Origin of the sequence: Cupriavidus numazuensis (assembly GCF_905397435.1) — a bacterium.
GTDB lineage: Bacteria > Pseudomonadota > Gammaproteobacteria > Burkholderiales > Burkholderiaceae > Cupriavidus > Cupriavidus numazuensis.
Window position 1 is genome coordinate 159,817 of sequence record NZ_CAJPVI010000009.1, and the last position, 19,794, is coordinate 179,610.

At 63.5% G+C, this 19,794-nt stretch carries 20 protein-coding genes; 9 read left to right on the top strand and 11 right to left on the bottom strand.

Annotated elements, in window-relative coordinates:
• Both KHO41_RS09675 and dapA read left to right on the top strand, forming a co-directional pair.
• Entirely contained in the window at positions 1-795 is a 795-nt protein-coding gene (locus KHO41_RS09675; protein ID WP_011297483.1) for an ABC transporter ATP-binding protein, read from the top strand.
• A gap of 353 nt (positions 796-1,148) precedes the next feature.
• Complete coding sequence (dapA, locus tag KHO41_RS09680) at positions 1,149-2,045, top strand: 4-hydroxy-tetrahydrodipicolinate synthase (RefSeq protein WP_211953060.1); 897 nt, start codon at positions 1,149-1,151, stop codon at positions 2,043-2,045.
• Positions 2,046-2,088: 43 nt separating this feature from the next.
• On the opposite strand, the gene KHO41_RS09685 is transcribed toward dapA, so the two are convergent.
• From KHO41_RS09685 to KHO41_RS09695, 3 genes are read right to left on the bottom strand one after another with little or no spacing between them, the layout of a single operon-like run.
• Positions 2,089-2,358, bottom strand: a complete 270-nt coding sequence (locus tag KHO41_RS09685; RefSeq protein WP_211953061.1) for a hypothetical protein — start codon at positions 2,356-2,358, stop codon at positions 2,089-2,091.
• The gene (locus KHO41_RS09690) at positions 2,355-3,767 is read right to left on the bottom strand and encodes a LutB/LldF family L-lactate oxidation iron-sulfur protein (RefSeq protein ID WP_211953062.1); all 1,413 of its coding nucleotides are present in this window, start codon (positions 3,765-3,767) and stop codon (positions 2,355-2,357) included. The genes KHO41_RS09685 and KHO41_RS09690 overlap by 4 nt, the downstream gene beginning before the upstream one ends.
• A gap of 17 nt (positions 3,768-3,784) precedes the next feature.
• Positions 3,785-4,510, bottom strand: coding sequence for a (Fe-S)-binding protein (locus KHO41_RS09695; protein ID WP_211953063.1), 726 nt, complete (start codon positions 4,508-4,510; stop codon positions 3,785-3,787).
• 228 nt (positions 4,511-4,738) lie between these two features.
• Here KHO41_RS09695 and KHO41_RS09700 point away from each other — a divergent pair, with 228 nt between their 5' ends.
• The 3 genes from KHO41_RS09700 to KHO41_RS09710 all read left to right on the top strand — a co-directional run bounded on the left by KHO41_RS09700 (position 4,739) and on the right by KHO41_RS09710 (position 7,804).
• Positions 4,739-5,527 (top strand): IclR family transcriptional regulator, encoded by a 789-nt coding sequence (locus KHO41_RS09700; RefSeq protein WP_011297479.1) that lies wholly within the window; start codon positions 4,739-4,741, stop codon positions 5,525-5,527.
• A gap of 127 nt (positions 5,528-5,654) precedes the next feature.
• On the top strand, positions 5,655-6,377 hold the full coding sequence (locus KHO41_RS09705; protein ID WP_211953064.1) for a FadR/GntR family transcriptional regulator: 723 nt from the start codon (positions 5,655-5,657) through the stop codon (positions 6,375-6,377).
• Between the two features lie 14 nt (positions 6,378-6,391).
• Positions 6,392-7,804 (top strand): FAD-binding oxidoreductase, encoded by a 1,413-nt coding sequence (locus KHO41_RS09710; protein WP_211953065.1) that lies wholly within the window; start codon positions 6,392-6,394, stop codon positions 7,802-7,804.
• Positions 7,805-7,869: 65 nt separating this feature from the next.
• Here KHO41_RS09710 and pbpG read toward each other — a convergent pair whose 3' ends face one another.
• The 5 genes from pbpG to KHO41_RS09735 form a co-directional block, all read right to left on the bottom strand.
• Entirely contained in the window at positions 7,870-9,075 is a 1,206-nt protein-coding gene (gene pbpG, locus KHO41_RS09715) for a D-alanyl-D-alanine endopeptidase (RefSeq protein WP_211953066.1), read from the bottom strand.
• Between the two features lie 241 nt (positions 9,076-9,316).
• Positions 9,317-10,054, bottom strand: coding sequence for a nitroreductase (locus KHO41_RS09720; RefSeq protein ID WP_211953067.1), 738 nt, complete (start codon positions 10,052-10,054; stop codon positions 9,317-9,319).
• Between the two features lie 14 nt (positions 10,055-10,068).
• On the bottom strand, positions 10,069-10,527 hold the full coding sequence (locus KHO41_RS09725; RefSeq protein ID WP_211953068.1) for an acyl-CoA thioesterase: 459 nt from the start codon (positions 10,525-10,527) through the stop codon (positions 10,069-10,071).
• A 53-nt stretch (positions 10,528-10,580) separates the two neighbouring features.
• Positions 10,581-11,492, bottom strand: coding sequence for a DMT family transporter (locus KHO41_RS09730; RefSeq protein WP_211953069.1), 912 nt, complete (start codon positions 11,490-11,492; stop codon positions 10,581-10,583).
• Positions 11,489-12,424 carry a histone deacetylase family protein gene (locus KHO41_RS09735; RefSeq protein WP_211953070.1) on the bottom strand — a complete coding sequence of 312 codons (936 nt, stop codon included), beginning with the start codon at positions 12,422-12,424 and terminating at the stop codon, positions 11,489-11,491. Before KHO41_RS09735 ends, KHO41_RS09730 begins: the two co-directional genes overlap by 4 nt.
• Between KHO41_RS09735 and KHO41_RS09740 the strand changes: the two genes are divergently transcribed.
• The 4 genes from KHO41_RS09740 (at position 12,423) to KHO41_RS09755 (ending at position 16,146) form a co-directional block, all read left to right on the top strand.
• The gene (locus KHO41_RS09740; RefSeq protein WP_211953071.1) at positions 12,423-12,725 is read left to right on the top strand and encodes a hypothetical protein; all 303 of its coding nucleotides are present in this window, start codon (positions 12,423-12,425) and stop codon (positions 12,723-12,725) included. The genes KHO41_RS09735 and KHO41_RS09740 overlap by 2 nt on opposite strands.
• A 54-nt stretch (positions 12,726-12,779) precedes the next feature.
• Complete coding sequence (phaP1, locus tag KHO41_RS09745; RefSeq protein ID WP_211953072.1) at positions 12,780-13,358, top strand: TIGR01841 family phasin PhaP1; 579 nt, start codon at positions 12,780-12,782, stop codon at positions 13,356-13,358.
• A gap of 521 nt (positions 13,359-13,879) precedes the next feature.
• Positions 13,880-15,193 carry a dicarboxylate/amino acid:cation symporter gene (locus tag KHO41_RS09750; protein ID WP_211953073.1) on the top strand — a complete coding sequence of 438 codons (1,314 nt, stop codon included), beginning with the start codon at positions 13,880-13,882 and terminating at the stop codon, positions 15,191-15,193.
• A gap of 32 nt (positions 15,194-15,225) precedes the next feature.
• Complete coding sequence (locus tag KHO41_RS09755) at positions 15,226-16,146, top strand: amino acid ABC transporter substrate-binding protein (protein WP_244873764.1); 921 nt, start codon at positions 15,226-15,228, stop codon at positions 16,144-16,146.
• A gap of 135 nt (positions 16,147-16,281) precedes the next feature.
• Here KHO41_RS09755 and lpdA read toward each other — a convergent pair whose 3' ends face one another.
• The 3 genes from lpdA to KHO41_RS09770 all read right to left on the bottom strand — a co-directional run.
• A complete protein-coding gene (lpdA, locus tag KHO41_RS09760; protein ID WP_211953074.1) occupies positions 16,282-18,063 on the bottom strand; it encodes a dihydrolipoyl dehydrogenase in 1,782 nt (593 codons plus the stop codon).
• A 34-nt stretch (positions 18,064-18,097) separates the two neighbouring features.
• Entirely contained in the window at positions 18,098-18,715 is a 618-nt protein-coding gene (locus tag KHO41_RS09765) for an Ntn hydrolase family protein (RefSeq protein WP_211953075.1), read from the bottom strand.
• Positions 18,716-18,777: 62 nt separating this feature from the next.
• Positions 18,778-19,794, bottom strand: a 1,017-nt coding sequence (locus KHO41_RS09770) for a dihydrolipoyllysine-residue acetyltransferase (RefSeq protein WP_211953076.1), incomplete at its 5' end; no start/stop codon positions are given.

Consider the following 19,794-nt stretch of genomic DNA (forward strand, 5'->3'; position numbering starts at 1 on the left):
ATGCTGCGCGCACAAGACCTGAAGCTCACCTTCAACCCGGGCACCCCGATCGAGACCCGTGCGCTGCGCGGCCTGAGCCTGGAAATCCCGAGCGGCCAGTTCGTCGCCGTGATCGGCTCCAACGGCGCCGGCAAGTCGACCTTCCTGAATGCGATCAGCGGCGACCAGATGGTCGATTCCGGCCGCATCACGATCGATGACACCGACGTGACGCGCAAGCAGGCATGGGATCGCGCCCACCTGGTGGCGCGCGTGTTCCAGGACCCGATGGCCGGCACCTGCGAGGCGCTGACGATCGAGGAAAACATGGCACTGGCCATGGCTCGCGGCGCCAAGCGCGGCTTCCGCCCGGCGCTGAATCGCAGCTCGCGCGAACTGTTCCGCGAGAAGCTGCGCCTGTTGAACCTGGGCCTCGAAAACCGCCTGACCGACCGCATCGGCCTGCTGTCCGGCGGCCAGCGCCAGGCCGTGAGCCTGCTGATGGCCTCGCTGCAGCCGTCGCGCATCCTGCTGCTCGACGAGCACACCGCAGCGCTGGACCCGAAGACCGCCGCATTCGTGCTGGAACTGACCGCGCGCATCGTCGAGGAAAGCAAGCTGACGACGATGATGGTCACGCACAGCATGCGCCAGGCGCTGGACTACGGCCAGCGTACGGTGATGCTGCACCAGGGCCAGGTCGTGCTCGATGTGTCTGGCGAAAAGCGCAAGGGACTCGACGTCCCGGATCTGCTGCGCATGTTCGAGCAGACGCGGCATGAGCAGTTGGATGATGATGCGTTGCTGCTCGGCTAAGCTCCGGTAACCACCTCAAGCGCAAAGGGCTGTCCTCGGACAGCCCTTTTTGCTTTGGTATGGCGATATCCGCGCAGCACTGTATCTTGACGCGCACGCGAGGATGCGGAAAGATTGACGCCCATGACGAGTCACCGCATCTGCCAACCTCAATGCATCGCCGCTGCTTCGCTGCAACGGGATGCGCTCGTCAAAGCCAAAAAACAGTCGCTCAACTGACCGGAGCGTGCTGTTCCGTCGGTTGAGCGACGGAACAGTGCCCTCAAACAGGTTGCCTCCAGCCTCCCTCCGTTAGCGCGCCCTGCTCCTCGCTTCTCCGCACGGTTTCCAGATCGGTCGAAACGGAGTAAGTCATGCAAGGCATTGAACCGTTTTATCGCGGCATCTGGTTGCCGCTGGTCACCCCATTTCGTAACGACGTCGTCGATCACGCAGCACTGAAGCAGCTTGTGGCGCATTACTGCAAGTCGGGCATCGCCGGGCTGGTGGTCTGTGGAAGCACAGGCGAAGCGGCAGCGCTCGATGAATCCGAGCAGTTGGCGGTGCTCGATACGGTGCTGGAAGAAGCCGGATCCCTCCCGGTCATGATGGGGTTGGCCGGCAACAACTACAGGCACGTGCTGGAACGGCTTGAGCGAATCGCGCAACGTCCGCTGGCTGGCATACTTGCGCCAGCGCCCTACTACATCAGGCCTTCACAAGCCGGCCTGAAGGACTACTTCACCGCGCTGGCGGACCATTCGCGCGTGCCGCTGGTTGTGTATGACATACCGTATCGAACCGGTGTGACGCTGGATACCGAGACACTGCTGTCTCTTGCGGGCCATGGAAACATCCGCGGCATCAAGGACTGTGGCGGCAATGCCGACAAGACGCAGGCGCTTATCTCCGACGGTCGCCTGGCCGTCCTGGCAGGAGAAGACCACCAACTGCTTTCGACGCTATGTCTGGGCGGTCACGGGGCGATCATTGCATCCGCCCACATCAGGCCCGATCTGTTCGTGGCGCTCTGGCGGGCCGTGCGCGATCAACGGCTGCGCGAAGCGCAGGGGCTCTTTCAACGCCTGACGCCGCTGATCAGGCTGATGTTCGCCGAACCGAATCCCGGTCCGATCAAGGCCTTGCTGAGCAGGCAGGACTGGCTGGAAAACGAACTGCGCTTTCCAATGATGCCAGTCTCCGCGGCGCTCTCTGAAGACCTGACGGTCGCATTTGCCGCTCTGGATTCATTGCAGGCAGGCGCCAGGTAGGCCTGCCCGGCGCGCCCCGTCTCCGACAGGACGCGCCACCACACTATGCGATCATTGCCTTGTCCAGCCAACGCTTCAGCTGATCCGTCACCGCCGTACTTGAAAACGAGCAACTGTCCTGCGCGAACACCGCCGACATCTCGAGCCGCCGCAGCAGTTCTTCCATCGCCTGGCCGAAGACCGGCGGCAGCGCCAGCGCGGGCGCTGCCTCGCGCCACGCTGTCACAAGTTCAGCTGCCGGCAGCGAGCCGCCGGTGTGCTGGTCCAGTGCCGAACGCATGCGCGCCAGCGTTTCCGTATTGGCCGCGCTCATGTGCGTACCCTCCTTTCCTTGTATAGCTCACGGAACGTGCGTCCCGATGGTGCGGGCATGTCCCGCGTCTGGGTCCAGCCCTTGCCCGCCATAGGCAGGCTGGCGATAAGCCGATTGCTGCCTCCCATGCGCGCAAGAACACGCGCGCCGAGCCGGCTGGCCAGCGCATAGAGCGCCGGGCGCCGCGCCACGAAACCCCATGCCTGCAGCGCAAACCGCTCCTGCCATGGCCGCAGTCCGCGTTCCATCTGCTTCTCGCGCAGCTTGCGCAGCAGGTCCGACAGCGGAATCGACGCCGGACACACGCGATTGCATTCGCCGCACATCGTCGCTGCCTGCGGCAGGTCGACGGCATTGGCCAGGCCCACGTAGCTCGGCGTCAGCACGCTGCCCATCGGACCCGGGTAGACCCAGCCGTAGGCGTGGCCGCCAATCTTCTGGTAGACCGGGCAGTGATTCATGCAGGCGCCGCAGCGGATGCAGCGCAGCATCTCCTGGAACTCGCCGCCGATCAGGCCGCTGCGGCCGCCGTCGACGAGCACGAAGTACATGTGCTCGGGACCATCCCGCTCGCCTTCGGCACGCGGGCCGGTCAGCAGCGAGAAATAGTTCGAGATCGCCTGCCCTGTCGCCGAGCGCGGCAGCAGCCGCATCACGGTCGCGAGGTCTTCCAGCGTCGGCAGCACTTTCTCGATGCCGGTCACAGCTACGTGTACGCGTGGCATCACGGTGCACATGCCTTCGTTGCCTTCATTCGTGACGACCGCCACCGAACCGGTCTCGGCAATAATGAAGTTGCCACCGGTCACACCCATGTCGGCGGACAGGAACTCGGGGCGAAGCACCTCGCGCGCCTCGCGCGTCATCTCGGGAATATCGGTCAGGCGCGGCTTGTTGTGGACCTTCGCGAACAGGTCGGCGATCTCGTCCTTGTCCTTGTGCACCACCGGCGCAATGATGTGCGATGGCGGCTCGGAGTCGTTGATCTGCAGGATGTACTCGCCGAGATCGGTTTCGATGCTCTGCACGCCCATCTCGCCGAGCACCCGGTTGAGCTGCATCTCCTCGGTCACCATCGACTTGCTCTTGATGACCTTCTTCACGCCGTGCTTCTGGGCGATCTCCGCGACCAGCCGCGCCGCGTCAGCCGTGGTCTCGGCAAACAGCACGGTGGCGCCGCGGCGCGTGGCGTTTTCTTCGAACGTGGCGAGCCAGACGTCCAGGTTTTCCAGCGCGCGGTTGCGCCGCTCCTTGAGCGCGGCGCGCGTGGCATCGAAATCGATGTCGCGGATGGCATCCGCGCGTGCGGTGACGAATTTGGTGGAGAGCTTCTTGAGGTTCTGCTGCAGCCGCTGATCGGCCAGCTTCTGGCCTGCGCGCGCCTTGAATTCCATGCTGTGGACTTGCATCGTCGCGTCTCCGTGTCTCAGGCGTCGCCAGCCAGGACCTGGGCAATATGCAGCACGCGTGTCTGCGTATCGCCACTGCGGCGCAGGCGGCCCTCGATATTGAGCATGCAGCCGAGGTCGCCAAGCACCACCGCATCGGCGCCGCTGGCCTTGATGTTCGCGCACTTCTCGTCGACGATGGCCGTCGAGATATTGCCGTACTTGACCGAGAACATGCCGCCGAAGCCGCAGCAGGCCTCGCAGTCCTTCATTTCGGTGAGCTGCACGCCTGGCAATTTGCCGAGCAACTCGCGCGGCTGCGTCTTGACGCCGAGTTCGCGCAGGCCGGCGCAGGAATCGTGGTACGTGATGTGGCCGGCAAAGCTGGAATCGAGCTGTTCGAGCTTCGCGACGTTGACGAGGAAGTCCGTCAGTTCGAACACGCGCTCGCGCAGGCGTTCATAGCGGCCGTTGAGTTCGGGGTCGTCGCGCAGCAGGTCGGCATAGTGGTGGCGAATCATGCCACCGCAGCTGCCGGACGGCACCACCACGTAGTCGAACATCTCAAACTCGCGCAGGAATTTCTCGGCCAGGTCACGCGACACGGCACGCTCGCCCGAGTTGTAGGCCGGCTGGCCACAGCAGGTCTGGGCCTCGGGCACCATGACCTCATAGCCGGCACCTTCCAGCAGTTTCAGCACGGAGAAGCCGATCTCCGGGCGCATGAGGTCCACCAGGCAGGTGGCGAACAGGCCAACTCGCATTTGCTTTCTTTCTCCAGACCCCGAAACCCCGCAATTATGCGCGTTTGCGCCGTGAGGTGGCGCACAAACCATTCAGGCGCGCTGTGAATGCGATTCAGGCCGCAACCCTCCCTTATTCCGTGCCCGACCAGAGGATTCTTACTGAAATGTCATTTCACCTATTGAAATTTTCACGATGTGAGATAGAATCAGGCAAACGCTTAATTTGCCGCATGGCAACATTTCCCTATGTCAGACGCAGACAAGTCGCCTGGAAAGACCTCGATCCAGGTTATTGAACGCATGATGACGCTGCTGGACGCCCTGGCCCAGCACGCCGACCCGGTCAGCCTGAAAGAGCTGTCGATCGCTACCGGACTGCATCCCTCCACGGCCCACCGCATCCTCAACGATATGGTGGCGTGCCGCTTCGTCGACCGCTCCGATCCGGGCAGCTATCGGTTGGGCATGCGCCTGCTCGAACTCGGCAACCTGGTCAAGGCACGCCTTTCGGTACGCGACGCGGCGCTGGCGCCGATGCGCGCGCTGCACCGCGTGACCGGACAGACGGTCAACTTGTCGGTGCGCCAGGGCGACGAGATCGTGTACATCGAGCGCGCCTACAGCGAACGCTCCGGCATGCAGGTGGTACGCGCCATCGGCGGCCGTGCGCCGCTGCATCTGACCTCGGTCGGCAAGCTGTTCCTGGCCGCCGACGAGTCCACGCGCGTACGCAGCTATGCCACGCGCACTGGCCTGGCCGGTCATACCCGCACCTCGATCACCGAGCTGACCAAGCTCGAACGCGAACTGAACTGGGTCCGCACCAACGGTTATGCGCGTGACAACGAGGAGCTGGAACTCGGCGTGCGCTGCATCGCGGCCGGCATCTACGACGATTCGCGCCGTCTGGTAGCCGGGCTGTCGCTTTCGGCCCCTGCCGACCGCCTGCAGGACAGCTGGCTGCAGAACCTGAAGGACACCGCGCTGCAGATTTCGCGCGGCATGGGATACGTGACGGAGCCCGAAGCGGCTTGATGTGATCCATTCCGGCGGCGGCGGGCTAACAGCCTCACTGCCGCCGGATACCCTGACGCAGGGATGATGGATTTAAGGGTTTACTCGTAGTTTTCAGATAACCTGCAAACCCTATAATCCGCAGACCATGCGAACCCGCGCCGTCACCCTGACCGAACAGGTCACCCGTCAGCTACGTACCGACATCGAGAACGGGATCTATCCCATCGGAAGCCGTTTGCCTACAGGCAAGCAACTGGCTGATCAATATGGCGTCAGTGCTGCCGTGATCCGCGAGGTCACGGAGCACCTGCGCTCGCAAGGGCTCGTGGAAACCCGCCAGGGCGTGGGCTGCACCGTGCGCTCGCGCACCGGCTCCGCCGGCTTCCAGTTGCCGCGAGAGCCCGATCTTGGCCGTACCGAACTGGCCGATCTGTACGACCTGCGCATCGACCTGGAAAGCGCGGCCGCAGCGTTGGCCGCGGTGCGCCGCACCGCAGAAGACCTGGACAGCCTTGCGCTGCTGCTGCAACGGCTGAAGGTGCAACTCTATGATGCGCAGCAGGCGGTCGACCTCGATGCCGCTTTCCATATCGGCATCGCCACGGCCACCCATAACCCGTACTACCGGCAATTGCTGCAGTACATGAACCTGCAGTTGCACCAGGCCGTTGCCGCGGCGCGCGCGAACACGCTGCAGCAGGCACGCCTGCCCGAAGCCGTGCATACGGAGCATGAAGCCATCTTCGAAGCGGTCCGCGACGGCAACGCCGCCGCGGCGCGCCAGGCCACCACTCATCACCTGCAATGTGCGGCGCAGCGCCTGGGCCTGACCCTGCGCGCACGCGCAGCTGCCGATTCCTTGCCCTGAAAGCCATCGATCCCATGCAAGCCACCACCCTGCCCCAGCGCCTCGTCGAAGCCCTTGGCCCCGATACCGTACTTACGCAGCCCGACGACATTGCGCCGTGGCTGTCGGACTGGCGCGGCATCTATCGCGGCCAGGCACAGGCGGTGGTGCGGCCACGCACGGTCGACGAAGTCTCGCGCTGCCTGGCACTCTGCCAGCAGGCCGCAGTACCGGTCGTGCCGCGCGGCGGCAACACAGGCCTGTGCGGTGCCGCTACGCCCGACAGCCAACCGGAGAACGTGGTGCTGAGCCTGGACCGCATGCATGCGATCCGCTCGCTCGACACCATTGCCAACACCATGGTGGTCGAAGCCGGCTGCATTCTCGGCAACCTGCGCCGTGCCGCGGCCGAGGCCAACCGCCTGCTGCCGCTGAGCCTGGCAGCGGAGGATTCCTGCCAGATCGGCGGCAACCTGGCCACCAATGCAGGCGGCGTCAATGTCGTGCGCTACGGCATGACGCGCGAACTGGTGCTCGGCGTCGAGGCCGTGCTGCCGAACGGCGAGATCTTTCACGGCCTGCGCGCGCTGCGCAAGGACAACACCGGCTATGACCTCAAGCAGTTGCTGATCGGCTCGGAAGGCACGCTCGGCGTCATCACGGCCGCGGCGCTGCGCCTGTTCCCACGCACCGACACACGTAGCGTCGTGCTGGCGGCGGTGGAATCGCCACAGCAGGCGCTGGAACTCTATGCGTTGCTGTTCGAGCAATGTGGTGCGCGGCTGCAGGCGTTCGAGTTCTTTACCGGGTCTTGCCTGGATCTCGTCCTGACGCATGCCGAGGGCGTACATGAGCCCTTTGCGCAGCGCTACCCCTCCTACGTACTCGTGGAACTGGCCGACACTGCGGAAGAAGCAGCCCTCAATGCGCTGCTGGAGCGCGTGATCGGCGATGCGCTGGAGCGCGGCTTGTGCCTGGACGCGGCGGTATCGGCCTCGCTGGCACAACTGCAGGCGCTGTGGAAGCTGCGCGAGGAAATATCTGAAGCGCAACGCGCAGACGGGCCGCACCTGAAGCACGATGTGTCGCTGCCAATCGAACAGATCCCGGCGTTCATGGTGTCGATGGAAGCACGGCTGCGTACGCTCGACCCGGCGATCCGGCCGTTCATTTTCGGGCACTTCGGCGACGGCAACCTGCACTACAACCTGTCACGTCCGCAAGGTGCGCCGAAGGACTGGGCGGCAACGCATGAGGATGCCGTGACCGGCACCGTGCTCGATGAAGTCATGCGCTACGGCGGCAGCATCAGCGCCGAGCATGGAATCGGCCAGCTCAAGCGCCATGCGTTCCTGCAGTACAAGGATCCGCTGGAGATGCGGCTGATGCGCGAAATCAAGCACGCATTCGATCCGGCCGGCATCATGAATCCGGGCAAGCTGCTCTGAATCGCGCAAGCGCCAATAAAAAACGCGCCAGAATCGGCGCGTTTTTTTTGTGCGGGAACCGCAGATCAGGTTCCGTGCGACGGGTGCGAAGCCAGGATCGCGCGCGCACCACCAGGCGTCTGGGTCAGGTTCGGCGAAGACGGGAACGCATGCGGCTGCGGCGTCGTCGACGGCGCATGCTCGAGCCAGTCGCGAACGCGCGTGGCATCGGCAAAGCGCGACAGCTTGCCCACGGAATCGAGGAACACCATCACCACATTGCGGCCGTTGACCTTGGCCTGCATGACCAGGCACTGGCCGGCCTCGGAAATGAAACCGGTCTTCTGCAGGCCAATGTCCCAGTTGCCGCCGCGCACCAGGCGGTTGGTGCTGACGTAGTGCTGCGTACGGCCCAGCACGTTCACTTCATGCTCGGTCTGGGTCGAGTACTCGCGGATAGTCGGGTTGCGGTACGCGGCGTTGACCATGCGGACCAGATCCATGGCGCTCGACACATTGCTGCTCGACAGGCCGCTGGAATCCACGAAGTGGCTGTCGTTCATGCCCAGTTCGCGGGCCTTGCGGTTCATCGCCTGGACGAATGCAGGCAGGCCGCCCGGGTAGTTCCGGCCCAGCGCCGACGCGGCACGGTTCTCGGACGACATCAGGGCCAGCAGCAGCAGTTCCTGGCGCGTCAGTTGCGTGCCGAAGCGCAGGCGCGAGCTGCTGTGCTTCTCGGTGTCCTTGTCCTCTTCCGAGATGGTCAGGACCTCGTCCATGGGCAGGCGCGCATCCGTCACCACCAGGGCCGTCATCAGCTTCGTGATCGAAGCAATCGGCAGCACGGCGCTCGGATTCTTCTGGAACAGCACCTCGTTGGTGTTCTGGTCCATCACCAGCGCGACACTCGAGCGCAGGGCCAGCGCGTCTTCTGTATCGCGCAGGCCCATGGCCTCGCCAAGCGACGGCTTGGCCGGCGTGAACACGGCACGCACCGGAGCGGCATGATGCGACGCCACGATCTGGCGTTTGCCGTTCTTCAGGATGACCACTTTGCGAGACGTCGAGGCTTCGGCCTTAGCCGCCGTGCGCGTACTGCTCGCACTCACCTTTTTCTCGGTTTTGGAGGATTTTGCCTGCTTTTTGGCAGACTTCTGGGTAGATGTCGACTTGGTAGCCGCCTCAGCCATCGGGGCGGCGAGCAAGGACGCAGAGGCCAGCACGGCCACTGCGGCAGCGCTCAGGGGCGTAAAGCCGAAGAATCTGGAAAAAATGGAATCAGACCGAAACATGATTCGTTCAGCGCATCAGGATGGCGCTAGTGTAGGAAATTAAGAAATTGTTAGCAAGATTAAAGACTTACGGAAGCAAGTTAAAGTTCGATTTGCATACATTTCCACAATACGGGAATTGTCGACTATTCGTCACGTGCATCATCGTGGGCATCCCGTAAGCCACAGCGCCGCAACGTCATCGCGGCAGAAGTCTTCCTTGTATGTCGGCAGTTATCGTTACACATTGATACACATCTCACTATGAGAGGAAACGCGCAAACCCGCTTACCGGTTCACGTTCCGTGCTCAATCTATTTTCAAGCGCCTCCGGATCCGCATAGCCGAGCGACATCCCGCAGACCACCATTTCTTCAGCAGGCAAGCGCAGGTGATCGCCAATGATCTTGTGGAACTGCGTGAACGCCGCTTGCGGGCAGGTATCAAGGCCGCGCGCCCTGGCCGCGATCATGATGCTTTGCAGGAACATGCCGTAGTCGAGCCAGCTGCCGAGTTCCATGATCCGGTCGATCGTGAAGATCAGGCCGACCGGCGCATCGAAGAAGCGGAAGTTGCGCGCGTGCTGTTCGTGCATGCGCGCCTTGTCCTCCCGGCTGATCTCGAGCAGGCCATACAGGTCCCAACCCACCTTGCGGCGGCGCTCGAGATAAGGGGCAACCCAGGAGCGCGGGTAGTACGGATACTCTTCCAGATACTTGCTGTCGCGCTCGGGGTCTTCGTAGGCGGTGAGCAGGTCCGCGCACAGCCTCGCCTTGGCATCGCCCGAGAGTACATAGGCGCGCCATGGCTGCGTGTTGGTGCCGGAAGGCGCACGGCTGGCCACGGCCAATATTTCTTCGACCGTTTCGCGCGGCACCGGCGTGTCGAGGAATGCCCGCACCGAGCGCCGCGTGAGGATGGCACGGTCTACGCAGTCGACCGCCTGCCGCGCGGCCGCTTTGTCAACGGCCGGCGTGCCTGCTTTCACGTCCTGCGACATCTTGCCCTCCTCCATCACGCTTCAGCCCCCGCCTGCGTACGGGCGGCCGTCAGCGGCAGCAATGCAGCGCGCAGCGGTTCAGGCAAGGGCACCGGGCGGCGTGTGTCGCGGTCGACATAGACATGGACAAAGTGCCCCTGTGCCGCCGCAATCTCGCTCTCGCCGCTGAACAGCCCCACCTCATAGCGCACACTGGATGTGCCCAGCCGCGCCACGCGCAATCCCGCCATGACCGTGTCTGGAAAGCTGAGCGACGAGAAGTAGTTGCAATGCGTCTCGATCACCAGCCCGATGGTGCTGCCCGCCTCGAAGTCGAGCACGCCTTGCCGGATCAGGTACGTATTCACGACGGTATCAAAATAACTGTAGTAGACAACGTTGTTAACGTGGCCATAGACATCGTTATCCATCCAACGCGTGGTGATGGCCTGGAAGTGCGGATAGGCACTGCGATGCTCAGCTTGCGGTTTCATGTGACGTGACGGGACAGGGGATGGAGAAAATGTGCGACGGCCGCTACCAGCGGCTATCGGCGAATGACCAGCGCTACGCCAGCAGCAGCAAGCGCCATGCCGAACGCTGCCAGCGGCGGAAAATGCTCGCCGAACAAAAGCCATGCCATCACGGCAGTGGTTGGCGGCGTGAGATACATCAGGCTGGAGACGCGCGTCGCTGCCCCCTGCCGGATCAGCAGGAACAGCAGCGATATCGCCCCGATCGACAGCGCCACGACGGACCAGACCAGCGCCCCGACCATCTCGGCGGTCCAGTCCACGTTGCGCGTTTCGAACAGGAACATGAACGGCACGCAGGCGAGCGCCGATGCGGCGAACTGGATCACCGACCCCATGCGCAGATCGAACACCGCGCAGAATCGCTTCTGGTAAAGCGTACCGAAAGTGATGCTGAGCAGTGCGCCAGTCGCGAGCAGCACGCTCGTCGCGGACAGCCCGTTTCCGCCGAGCTTGTTGGCCACCACCAGCCCCACCCCCACGATGCCCAGCAGCAGGCCGAGCCACTGGCGCACGCTGATGCGCTCTCCGAGGCGTGACGCAATCAGCGCCGTCAGAATGGGTTGCATGCCGACGATCAGCGCCGACATGCCGGCCGGCATGCCAAGCTTGACGGCCGCCCACACGCCACCGAGATAGCCGGCCTGCAGGAACAGGCCTGCCACGGCAATATGGCCCACCATGCGCCAGTCGGCCCGGCCGTCGCGTTGCGGCAAGGGCACGCGCGCCAGCCATACGAACGGCACCATCAGCACCAGCACGCCGACGAACCGCAGGAACAGGAACGTCATCGGCTCGGCGTGCGGCATGCCATATCTGGCCACGACAAAGCCGGTACTCCAGATCAGTACGAACAGCCACGGCATGCTGGCCGCCCAGAGCCCCTGCCGGGACCGCGCCTGAGTATCGCCCGCCACGCTGGTCATGACGCCACCGCCGGCACGGGCATGACGCGTTCCATCGCGTAGCGCGCGTGATACCGGTTGGCCAGCCCGACAGTCTGCGCGTGCACGGCGACCGTATCCTCAATCTGATTGCCATAACCGCCAGCCATCGCCACCGCGATCGGAAGCCGGCGCGACAAGGCGGCCTCGAACACCATGGTGTCGCGGCGCGCCAGGCCCTCCATGGACAGCTTCAGCCGTCCGAGACGATCGCCTTCGTGTGGGTCGGCGCCGGCAAGGTAGATCAGCAAATCCGGTGCGAAGCGTTCGAACAGCGTAGCCAGTGCGTGCTGCAGCGCTTCGGCATAGGCATCATCGTCACAGCCATCCGGCAATCCGACGTCGAGATCGCTCGCTTCCTTGCGAAAGGGATAGTTCTTCTCACCATGCAGCGACAGCGTGAAGACGGTCGGGTCCGCGTGCAGGATGGACGCGGTGCCGTTGCCCTGGTGGACGTCGAGATCCACGACAGCCACCCGCGCCACGTGCCCGTCGCGCTGCATCACGCGCGCCGCGATGGCGGCGTCATTGAAGACGCAGAAGCCACCGCCCTTGTCGGCGTACGCGTGATGGGTGCCGCCGGCCAGGTTCACGGCAATGCCCTCGCGCAAGGCCGTGCGACAGGCTTCGATCGTGGCGCCGGCCGAGCGGCGCGAGCGCTCGACCATTGCCGCGGACCACGGGAATCCGATCTCGCGCTGGCGCGCAGCGTCGAGTGTGCCGGCCGATGCATCCGTCACATACTCGCGTGTGTGAGCCAGCAGGAGCGCATCGTCCCCGGCCCGCGGCGCTTCGCAGAACTCCACGCCTGGCATGCGAGCCACGGCTTCCCGCAGCATGCTGTACTTGCGCATCGGGAAGCGGTGGCCCGGCGGCAGTGGCAGCACGAAATGGTCAGCGTAGTAGGCGAGCATGGCTTGGCAAAGCGGTCATTTTTGTTGTTTGAGCGACGCTTGCTTGGTCAAGCGTTGGCAGCCTGCGATGGTAGCACTGCTGGAAAACCCGCGTACCGCACCGCCCTGCATGGCGTCCACCGCACAATTTGTGGTGATCGATACATTCTTTTTGTGCGTCGCACAAAAACCGCTTGACATGGGTCAGGCATTCCCTAGAATTGCAATTGTTGCGGCGCACCAAAGCAATCACGGAAGCGCCTTGACCTACCCACCCTCGCCTGGGCTGGCCGATGCGGAAGAGTTTCCGTCACGGCCCTGACATCTAGGCAGCTTAATTTTGCTTGACCTTGAAGTTCACCACTGGAGACCAGCAATGATCCTCACCCCGGAACAAGTCGCAGCAGCGCAAAAGGCAAACCTGGAAACGCTGTTTGGCCTGACCACCAAGGCTTTCGAAGGCGTCGAGAAGCTTGTCGAACTGAACCTGCAGGTCGTCAAGACCACCTTCGCCGAAAACGTCGACAACGCCAAGAAGGCGCTGTCCGCCAAGGATGCCCAGGAACTGCTGGCCATCCAGGCTTCGCTGGTGCAGCCGGTCGCTGAAAAGACCCTGGCCTACACCCGTCACCTGTACGAAATCGCTTCGGAAACCCAAAGCGAATTCACCAAGGTTGCTGAAGCCCAACTGGCCGAAGGCTCGAAGAACGTGCAAGCTCTGGTCGACAACCTGGCCAAGAACGCACCGGCCGGTTCGGAATCGACCGTGGCCATCGTGAAGTCGGCCATCTCGGCTGCCAACAACGCCTACGAGTCGGTCCAGAAGGCCACCAAGCAGGCTGTTGAAATCGCCGAAAGCAACTTCCAGGCTGCCGCTACCGCCGCCAGCAAGGCTGCCCAGCAAGCCAGCGCCACGGCTCGCACCGCCGCCGCCAAGAAGACGACCGCTGCCTGATCGTCTGCACGGCTGAGAAGTAGCAAGTAGTACCAACGACCGGCCCCGGCCGGTCCGTTGGCAAAGCGCACCGCCGCACGGCGCGTTTTGCCAACGATGATGGCGGCAGCCGCAATATACAACGCAAGCATCTGCCGCATCGCGTACCAGTGTCTCCTCGGTACCGCGGTCTCCTTGTCCAAAGGTATCGTTAAGCCCGACCCTCGAGGTCGGGTTTTTTTTGCCCGCTTTTTGCCCCCTTTTTTGCCCGCTTTTTGCCCCCTTTTTTGCCCGCTTTTTGCCCCCTTTTTTGCCCTTTCCCCGCCGCGATCCTGGCCGCACAGATGTCAGGCAACGGGCGCCCGGAAGCGTTCTCCTTGCCCAATGCCGGAGCGGGCGACTATCGTTAGCAAGGTGCAGCCCGCGGCATTCTGGCCTGCCACGGCCTCACCCGGATTCCACTTGGCGCGGTGCAATATCGAGCCATGCCGGGCATGCGTTGCGCAGCGCTTGCGCAACGCAACAGCGTCCAAGGAGATGCCATGAAGACGCAGAGCCATATCACGACCTACATCGTCATTGCGATGATCCTTGGCGGCGTGGTCGGTTACGCCTGCCATGTCGCGTTTCCCGATCCAAAGCTGGCGAAAGAGATCGCGGGCTACATCTCGATCATCACCGACGTCTTCCTGCGGCTGATCAAGATGATCATCGCGCCGCTGGTCTTTTCGACACTGGTCATGGGCATCGCGCATATGGGCGACGCCAGCACCGTGGGCCGGGTCGGCATCAAGGCGATGGCCTGGTTCATCACGGCCTCGCTCGTATCGCTGACGCTGGGCCTGATCATGGCCACTGTGCTGCAGCCGGGCGTCAATATCGGCCTGCCGCTGCCCGATGTCGGTTCCGCGACCAATCTCAAGACCAATGCGTTCACGCTGAAGGACTTCGTCGCCCACCTGGTTCCCAAGTCCGTGGCCGAAGCCATGGCCAACAACGAGATCCTGCAGATCGTGGTCTTCTCGATCTTCTTCGGCACCGCGCTTGCCACGCTGGGCGAGCATGGCAAGCGCATGGCAGGTGTGATCGAAGATCTCGCGCAGGTCATGCTGAAGATCACCGGCGCGGTGATGTGGCTGGCGCCGATTGCCGTGTTCGCCGCCATTGCGTCGACGGTGACCACGCAAGGCCTTGGCATCCTGGTGACCTTCGCCAAGTTCATGGGCAGCTTCTACCTTGCCCTGTTCGTGCTGTGGTCCTTGCTGGCGCTTGCTGGCTTCGTGTTCCTGGGCAGGCGTATCGTCACGCTGATCAAGCTGATCCGCGAGCCATTCCTGCTGTCGTTCTCCACCGCAAGCTCCGAAGCTGCCTACCCAAAGATGCTCGATGCGCTCGACAAGTTCGGCGTCAATCGCAAGATCTCGAGCTTCGTATTGCCGCTGGGCTACTCGTTCAACCTGGACGGATCGATGATGTACTGCACGTTCGCCGTGCTGTTCATCGCTCAGGCGTATGACATCCACCTGCCAATGGGCACGCAGATCACGATGCTGTTGCTGCTGATGCTCACCTCGAAGGGGATGGCCGGCGTACCGCGTGCGTCGCTCGTGGTGATTGCCGCCACACTGAACCAGTTCAATATCCCGGAAGCCGGCCTGCTGCTGATCATGGGCGTGGACCAGTTCCTCGACATGGGCCGGTCCGCGACCAACGCCGTGGGCAACTCGATCGCCTCCGCCGTGGTCGCGAAGTGGGAAGGCCAGCTCGCCAGCGAATCGACGCTGGATACGGGAGGCCCGGACGGCATGGGTGGCGAAAGCGAGCCGCTATCCAAGCCCGAAGCCGTGCGTGCATGATCGGTGGATCGCACCCTGCAGAGGAACGGACAATGTCTTCCACCCGAGCCCGGCTGGGTCGCACCTTGTGGCGGCCGATAATGGCGCTATGCCTCGCGATTTCTGCGGGGCTCGCATTCGCCCAGGAACCTATCGCCCTCTCCGGCACGCTGAAGAAGGCGAAGGAGACTGGCGCATTGACCATCGGCTATCGGGAATCCTCGCTGCCCTTCTCGTACCTGAACCAGATCCGCCGGCCGATTGGCTATTCAATCGAAATCTGCAAGGCCATCGTACAAACCGCCGGCAACGAAGTGGGCCGTGAACTCGCCATCAACTGGGTGCCCGTGACGTCCGAAACCCGCATGGAAGCGATGACGTCCGGCAAGATCGACCTCGAATGCGGATCGACTACTCGCAATGCCGAGCGCCAGCAGCGCGTGTCGTTCTCGCCGGTGATCTTCGTCGCGGGCACCAAACTGCTGGTACCGCACGGGTCGCCAATACGCACCTTCCGCGACCTGAAAGGCAAGACGGTTGTGGCGACTGCGGGCACCACCAATGCCGATGCGATCGAACGCCTGTCGACGCGCTTCAACCTTGGCATCACCCTGATCCGCGCGCGCGACCACGCCGATGCCTTCGAGGTGCTGCGCCACGGCGGCGCCGACGCCTATGCCGGCGATGATGTGTTGCTGTACGGCTTCCTCGCCAAGTACGGGCTCGGCAAGAAATACGACGTCACGCGCGATTTCCTGTCCTATGACCCCTACGGCATCATGCTGCGCAAGGATGACCCACAGTTCGCCACGGTCGTCGACAAGGCGGTCCGTGACCTGATCACCACGGGCGAACTCGAACGCCTGTACAAGCAGTGGTTCGTCGACCGCCTGCCTACGGGGGAACGCCTTGGCATCCCCATGAGCTCGCAGCTCGAAGACATCATCGCGTCCACGCCGCAGCAGCCGGATTGAATCCCATCTGACTACCCGCCCCGCCCTTGCTGGCCAACCAGGCTGACGTTTGAAATTCCTGTCGGTTAATTGCGCAATTTGGATAAAAGAAACCCGCCACTCGGGCGGGTTTCCTTGCTGGTGCCTTGCAGGCGATTAGCGCTTGCGCGGCGGGGGCACGTCGGTGCAGGTGCCTTCGTAGATCTCGGCGGCCATGCCGATCGATTCGCCCAGCGTCGGGTGCGGGTGGATGGTCTTGCCGATATCCACGGCATCCGCGCCCATCTCGATGGCCAGGCACACTTCGCTGATCAGGTCACCGGCATGGGTGCCGACGATGCCGCCGCCGATGATGCGGTGGGTTTCCTCGTCGAAGATCAGCTTGGTGAAGCCTTCGTCACGGCCATTGGCAATCGCACGGCCCGACGCAGCCCACGGGAACACGCCCTTGCTGTACTTGATGCCCTGCTCCTTGCACTGGTCCTCGGTCAGGCCGGCCCAGGCCACTTCCGGATCGGTAAAGGCCACCGACGGAATCTGCTTGGCATCGAAGTACGCCTTCTCGCCGTGGGCGGCTTCCGCGGCCACGTGGGCTTCGTGTACCGCCTTGTGCGCGAGCATCGGCTGGCCAACGACGTCGCCAATCGCGAAGATATTCGGCACGTTGGTGCGCATCTGTGAATCGACGTTGATGAAGCCGCGATCGGTCACGGCCACGCCAGCCTTCTCGGCGCCGATGCGCTTGCCGTTCGGCGAACGGCCCACCGACACCAGCACCAGGTCGTAGCGCTGCGGCTCGGCCGGTGCCTGCTCGCCTTCGAACTTCACGTAGATGCCATCCGGCTTGGCTTCCACGCCAACCGTCTTGGTGTTCAGCATCACCTTGCCGAAACGGTCCTTGTTCTTCTTCTCCCAGACCTTGACGAGGTCGCGGTCGGCGCCGCTCATCAGGCCCGGCAGCATTTCCACGACGTCAATGTCCGCGCCCAGCGTGCTGTACACCGTCGCCATTTCCAGGCCGATGATGCCGCCGCCGATGACCAGCATCTTGTTGGGCACCTCGGGCAGTTCCAGCGCGCCGGTCGAATCGACGATGCGCGGATCTTCAGGAATGAACGGCAGCTTCACCGCCTGGCTGCCGGCGGCGATGATGGCCTTCTCGAAGCGGATCACGGTCTTCTTGCCGGTGCTCTGCTTGCCCTCGCCTTCGGTCGCATCCACTTCGAGGTGATGCGGATCGAGGAAGGTACCGATGCCGCGCACGACTTGCACCTTGCGCGCCTTGGCCATGCCGGCCAGGCCGCCGGTCAGCTTGCCGACCACCTGGTTCTTGTAGTGGCGCAGGCCGTCCAGGTCGATCTTGGCTTCGCCGAACAGGATGCCGTGGGCAGCGAGTGCCTTGGCTTCGTCGATCACGGCAGCGTTGTGCAGCAGCGCCTTCGACGGGATGCAACCGACGTTCAGGCAGACGCCGCCAAGCGTGGCGTAGCGTTCCACCAGCACGGTGTTCATGCCGAGGTCAGCTGCGCGGAAGGCTGCCGAGTAGCCACCGGGGCCGGCGCCCAGCACGAGCATTTCGCACTGGATGTCGGCACCACCAGCGTGGCTCGCCGCTGCTGGAGCAGGAGCAGGCGCGGCCGCCGGAGCGGGTGCCGGTGCCGCGGCGGGCGCCGGGGCCGGTGCGGGCGCAGCCGCAGCGGCTTGTGCCTCGACCGTGCAAATGACCGTGCCCTGCCCGACCTTGTCACCGACCTTCACGCGCACGTCGACCACCTTGCCGGCCACCGACGACGGCACTTCCATGCTGGCCTTGTCCGATTCCAGCACGATCAGCGACTGTTCCTGCTCGACCATGTCGCCCGGCTTGATCAGGACCTCGATCAGTTCCACCGCGTCGAAATCGCCGATATCCGGCACCTTGACTTCGATCACACTCATATTTGCTCCTCAATGCGCGCCGGCCTGGGTGGCCTCAGGGCGCGCCGTCGTTGTTGGTTGCCGCTGCGCCGGCGGCGCCGGCTTCGTGCAGCCTTACGGTATGGACTTCAATCGGGCCTGCGGAACTCTTGTCGAACTCGATGCCGGCGTCGACACCGATGCGCGCAATTTCGGCGGCATCCATGCCGGGCTTGTCGTAGACCGCATGCATGGCACCCAGCGCATAGTTGCGGCCCGAGCCAATGCCCCAGAAACGGTCGAACGAGAACACCTCGCGGTACGAATACACGCCGAAGATCCCGGCCGGATTCGCGATCAGGCAGACGATCTGCGACGACTCGTAGGGATCATCCTCATCTTCCTTGGTGTTGATGAAGTACTCGGACTTCAGCTTCTCATGCACCTTCAGGAAGGTCCGGAACACGTCATCGCGCGACCCGAGCCGGCACTCCTCGCCCATGCCCGCCAGCAAGGCACGCATGACCGGGAAGTGCGCCGTGGTGCCGGCCAGCGCGACAAAGCTGTCGGCGATCGGAAACACCTTCTGGTTGCGCTCGTAGGCGCGCGACAGACGCGTATCCCCGAACGTAACCAGCGCATCGGCCGCGATCGCGACCTCTGCACCTTTTCTGACGACGACACAGGTAGTCATGGCTTGCCTCGCTCGACTGCAAGCACCATGGCCATGCCCGTCACGGACATGGCCGCGGCCGCTTAGAGAAGGATGCGACGGAAGTCCGCCAGCAATTGCCCGAAGTACGTATTGAAGCGAGCCGCCTCGGCGCCGTCGATCACGCGGTGGTCCCACGACAGCGACAGCGGCAGCGTCAGGCGCGGCGCGAACTGCTTGCCGTCCCACACCGGCTTCATGTACGACTTGCACACGCCCATGATGGCCACTTCCGGCGCATTGATGATCGGCGTGAAGTACGTACCGCCAATGCCACCCAGCGACGAAATCGAGAAGCAGCCGCCCTGCATCTGGTCGGGCTTGAGCTTGCCGTCGCGCGCGAGCTTGGCCAGCTCGCCCATTTCCTGGCTGATCTCGAGCACGCCCTTCTTGTCGGCGTCCTTGATGACCGGCACGACCAGGCCGTTCGGCGTGTCAGCGGCAAAACCGATGTTGAAGTACTTCTTCAGCACCAGGTTGTCGCCGTCGAGCGAGGCATTGAAGTTCGGGAACTTCTTCAGCGCAGCAACGGTGGCCTTGATCATGAACGCCAGCATCGTGACCTTGACGCCGGACTTCTCGTTTTCCTTGTTGAGCTGGACACGGAAGGCTTCCAGGTCGGTGATGTCCGCTTCGTCATGGTTGGTGACGTGCGGGATCATGACCCAGTTGCGGTGCAGGTTCGCACCCGAGATCTTCTTGATGCGCGACAGCGCCTTGCTTTCCACCTCGCCGAAGCGCGTGAAATCGACCTTCGGCCACGGCAGCAGGCCGAGCTCGCCACCACCGCCACCACCGCCACCAGCCGCGGCAGCCTGTGCCGGTGCAGCGGCGTGGCCGGTCATCACGCCCTTGACGTAGCGCTGTACGTCTTCCTGGGTGATGCGGTTCTTCGGGCCCGTGCCCGGCACGCGGGAAACATCCACACCCAGTTCGCGCGCGAACTTGCGCACCGACGGCGAAGCGTGCGCGGCCTTGCCGGTCACGCCGACCGGCGCTGCGGCGGCGGCTGCCGGAGCCGGCGCAGCGGCAACGGGCGCCGGGGCCGGAGCCTGGGCAGG

What these genes read in the sequence shown, in the direction of transcription:
- KHO41_RS09675 (WP_011297483.1), top strand. Translation starts at nt 1, where the DNA reads ATGCTGCGCGCACAAGACCTGAAGCTCACCTTCAACCCGGGCACCCCG.
- dapA (WP_211953060.1), top strand. Translation starts at nt 1,149, where the DNA reads ATGCAAGGCATTGAACCGTTTTATCGCGGCATCTGGTTGCCGCTGGTC.
- KHO41_RS09685 (WP_211953061.1), bottom strand. Translation starts at nt 2,358, where the DNA reads ATGAGCGCGGCCAATACGGAAACGCTGGCGCGCATGCGTTCGGCACTG.
- KHO41_RS09690 (WP_211953062.1), bottom strand. Translation starts at nt 3,767, where the DNA reads ATGCAAGTCCACAGCATGGAATTCAAGGCGCGCGCAGGCCAGAAGCTG.
- KHO41_RS09695 (WP_211953063.1), bottom strand. Translation starts at nt 4,510, where the DNA reads ATGCGAGTTGGCCTGTTCGCCACCTGCCTGGTGGACCTCATGCGCCCG.
- KHO41_RS09700 (WP_011297479.1), top strand. Translation starts at nt 4,739, where the DNA reads ATGTCAGACGCAGACAAGTCGCCTGGAAAGACCTCGATCCAGGTTATT.
- KHO41_RS09705 (WP_211953064.1), top strand. Translation starts at nt 5,655, where the DNA reads ATGCGAACCCGCGCCGTCACCCTGACCGAACAGGTCACCCGTCAGCTA.
- KHO41_RS09710 (WP_211953065.1), top strand. Translation starts at nt 6,392, where the DNA reads ATGCAAGCCACCACCCTGCCCCAGCGCCTCGTCGAAGCCCTTGGCCCC.
- pbpG (WP_211953066.1), bottom strand. Translation starts at nt 9,075, where the DNA reads ATGTTTCGGTCTGATTCCATTTTTTCCAGATTCTTCGGCTTTACGCCC.
- KHO41_RS09720 (WP_211953067.1), bottom strand. Translation starts at nt 10,054, where the DNA reads ATGTCGCAGGACGTGAAAGCAGGCACGCCGGCCGTTGACAAAGCGGCC.
- KHO41_RS09725 (WP_211953068.1), bottom strand. Translation starts at nt 10,527, where the DNA reads ATGAAACCGCAAGCTGAGCATCGCAGTGCCTATCCGCACTTCCAGGCC.
- KHO41_RS09730 (WP_211953069.1), bottom strand. Translation starts at nt 11,492, where the DNA reads ATGACCAGCGTGGCGGGCGATACTCAGGCGCGGTCCCGGCAGGGGCTC.
- KHO41_RS09740 (WP_211953071.1), top strand. Translation starts at nt 12,423, where the DNA reads ATGGCTTGGCAAAGCGGTCATTTTTGTTGTTTGAGCGACGCTTGCTTG.
- KHO41_RS09735 (WP_211953070.1), bottom strand. Translation starts at nt 12,424, where the DNA reads ATGCTCGCCTACTACGCTGACCATTTCGTGCTGCCACTGCCGCCGGGC.
- phaP1 (WP_211953072.1), top strand. Translation starts at nt 12,780, where the DNA reads ATGATCCTCACCCCGGAACAAGTCGCAGCAGCGCAAAAGGCAAACCTG.
- KHO41_RS09750 (WP_211953073.1), top strand. Translation starts at nt 13,880, where the DNA reads ATGAAGACGCAGAGCCATATCACGACCTACATCGTCATTGCGATGATC.
- KHO41_RS09755 (WP_244873764.1), top strand. Translation starts at nt 15,226, where the DNA reads ATGTCTTCCACCCGAGCCCGGCTGGGTCGCACCTTGTGGCGGCCGATA.
- lpdA (WP_211953074.1), bottom strand. Translation starts at nt 18,063, where the DNA reads ATGAGTGTGATCGAAGTCAAGGTGCCGGATATCGGCGATTTCGACGCG.
- KHO41_RS09765 (WP_211953075.1), bottom strand. Translation starts at nt 18,715, where the DNA reads ATGACTACCTGTGTCGTCGTCAGAAAAGGTGCAGAGGTCGCGATCGCG.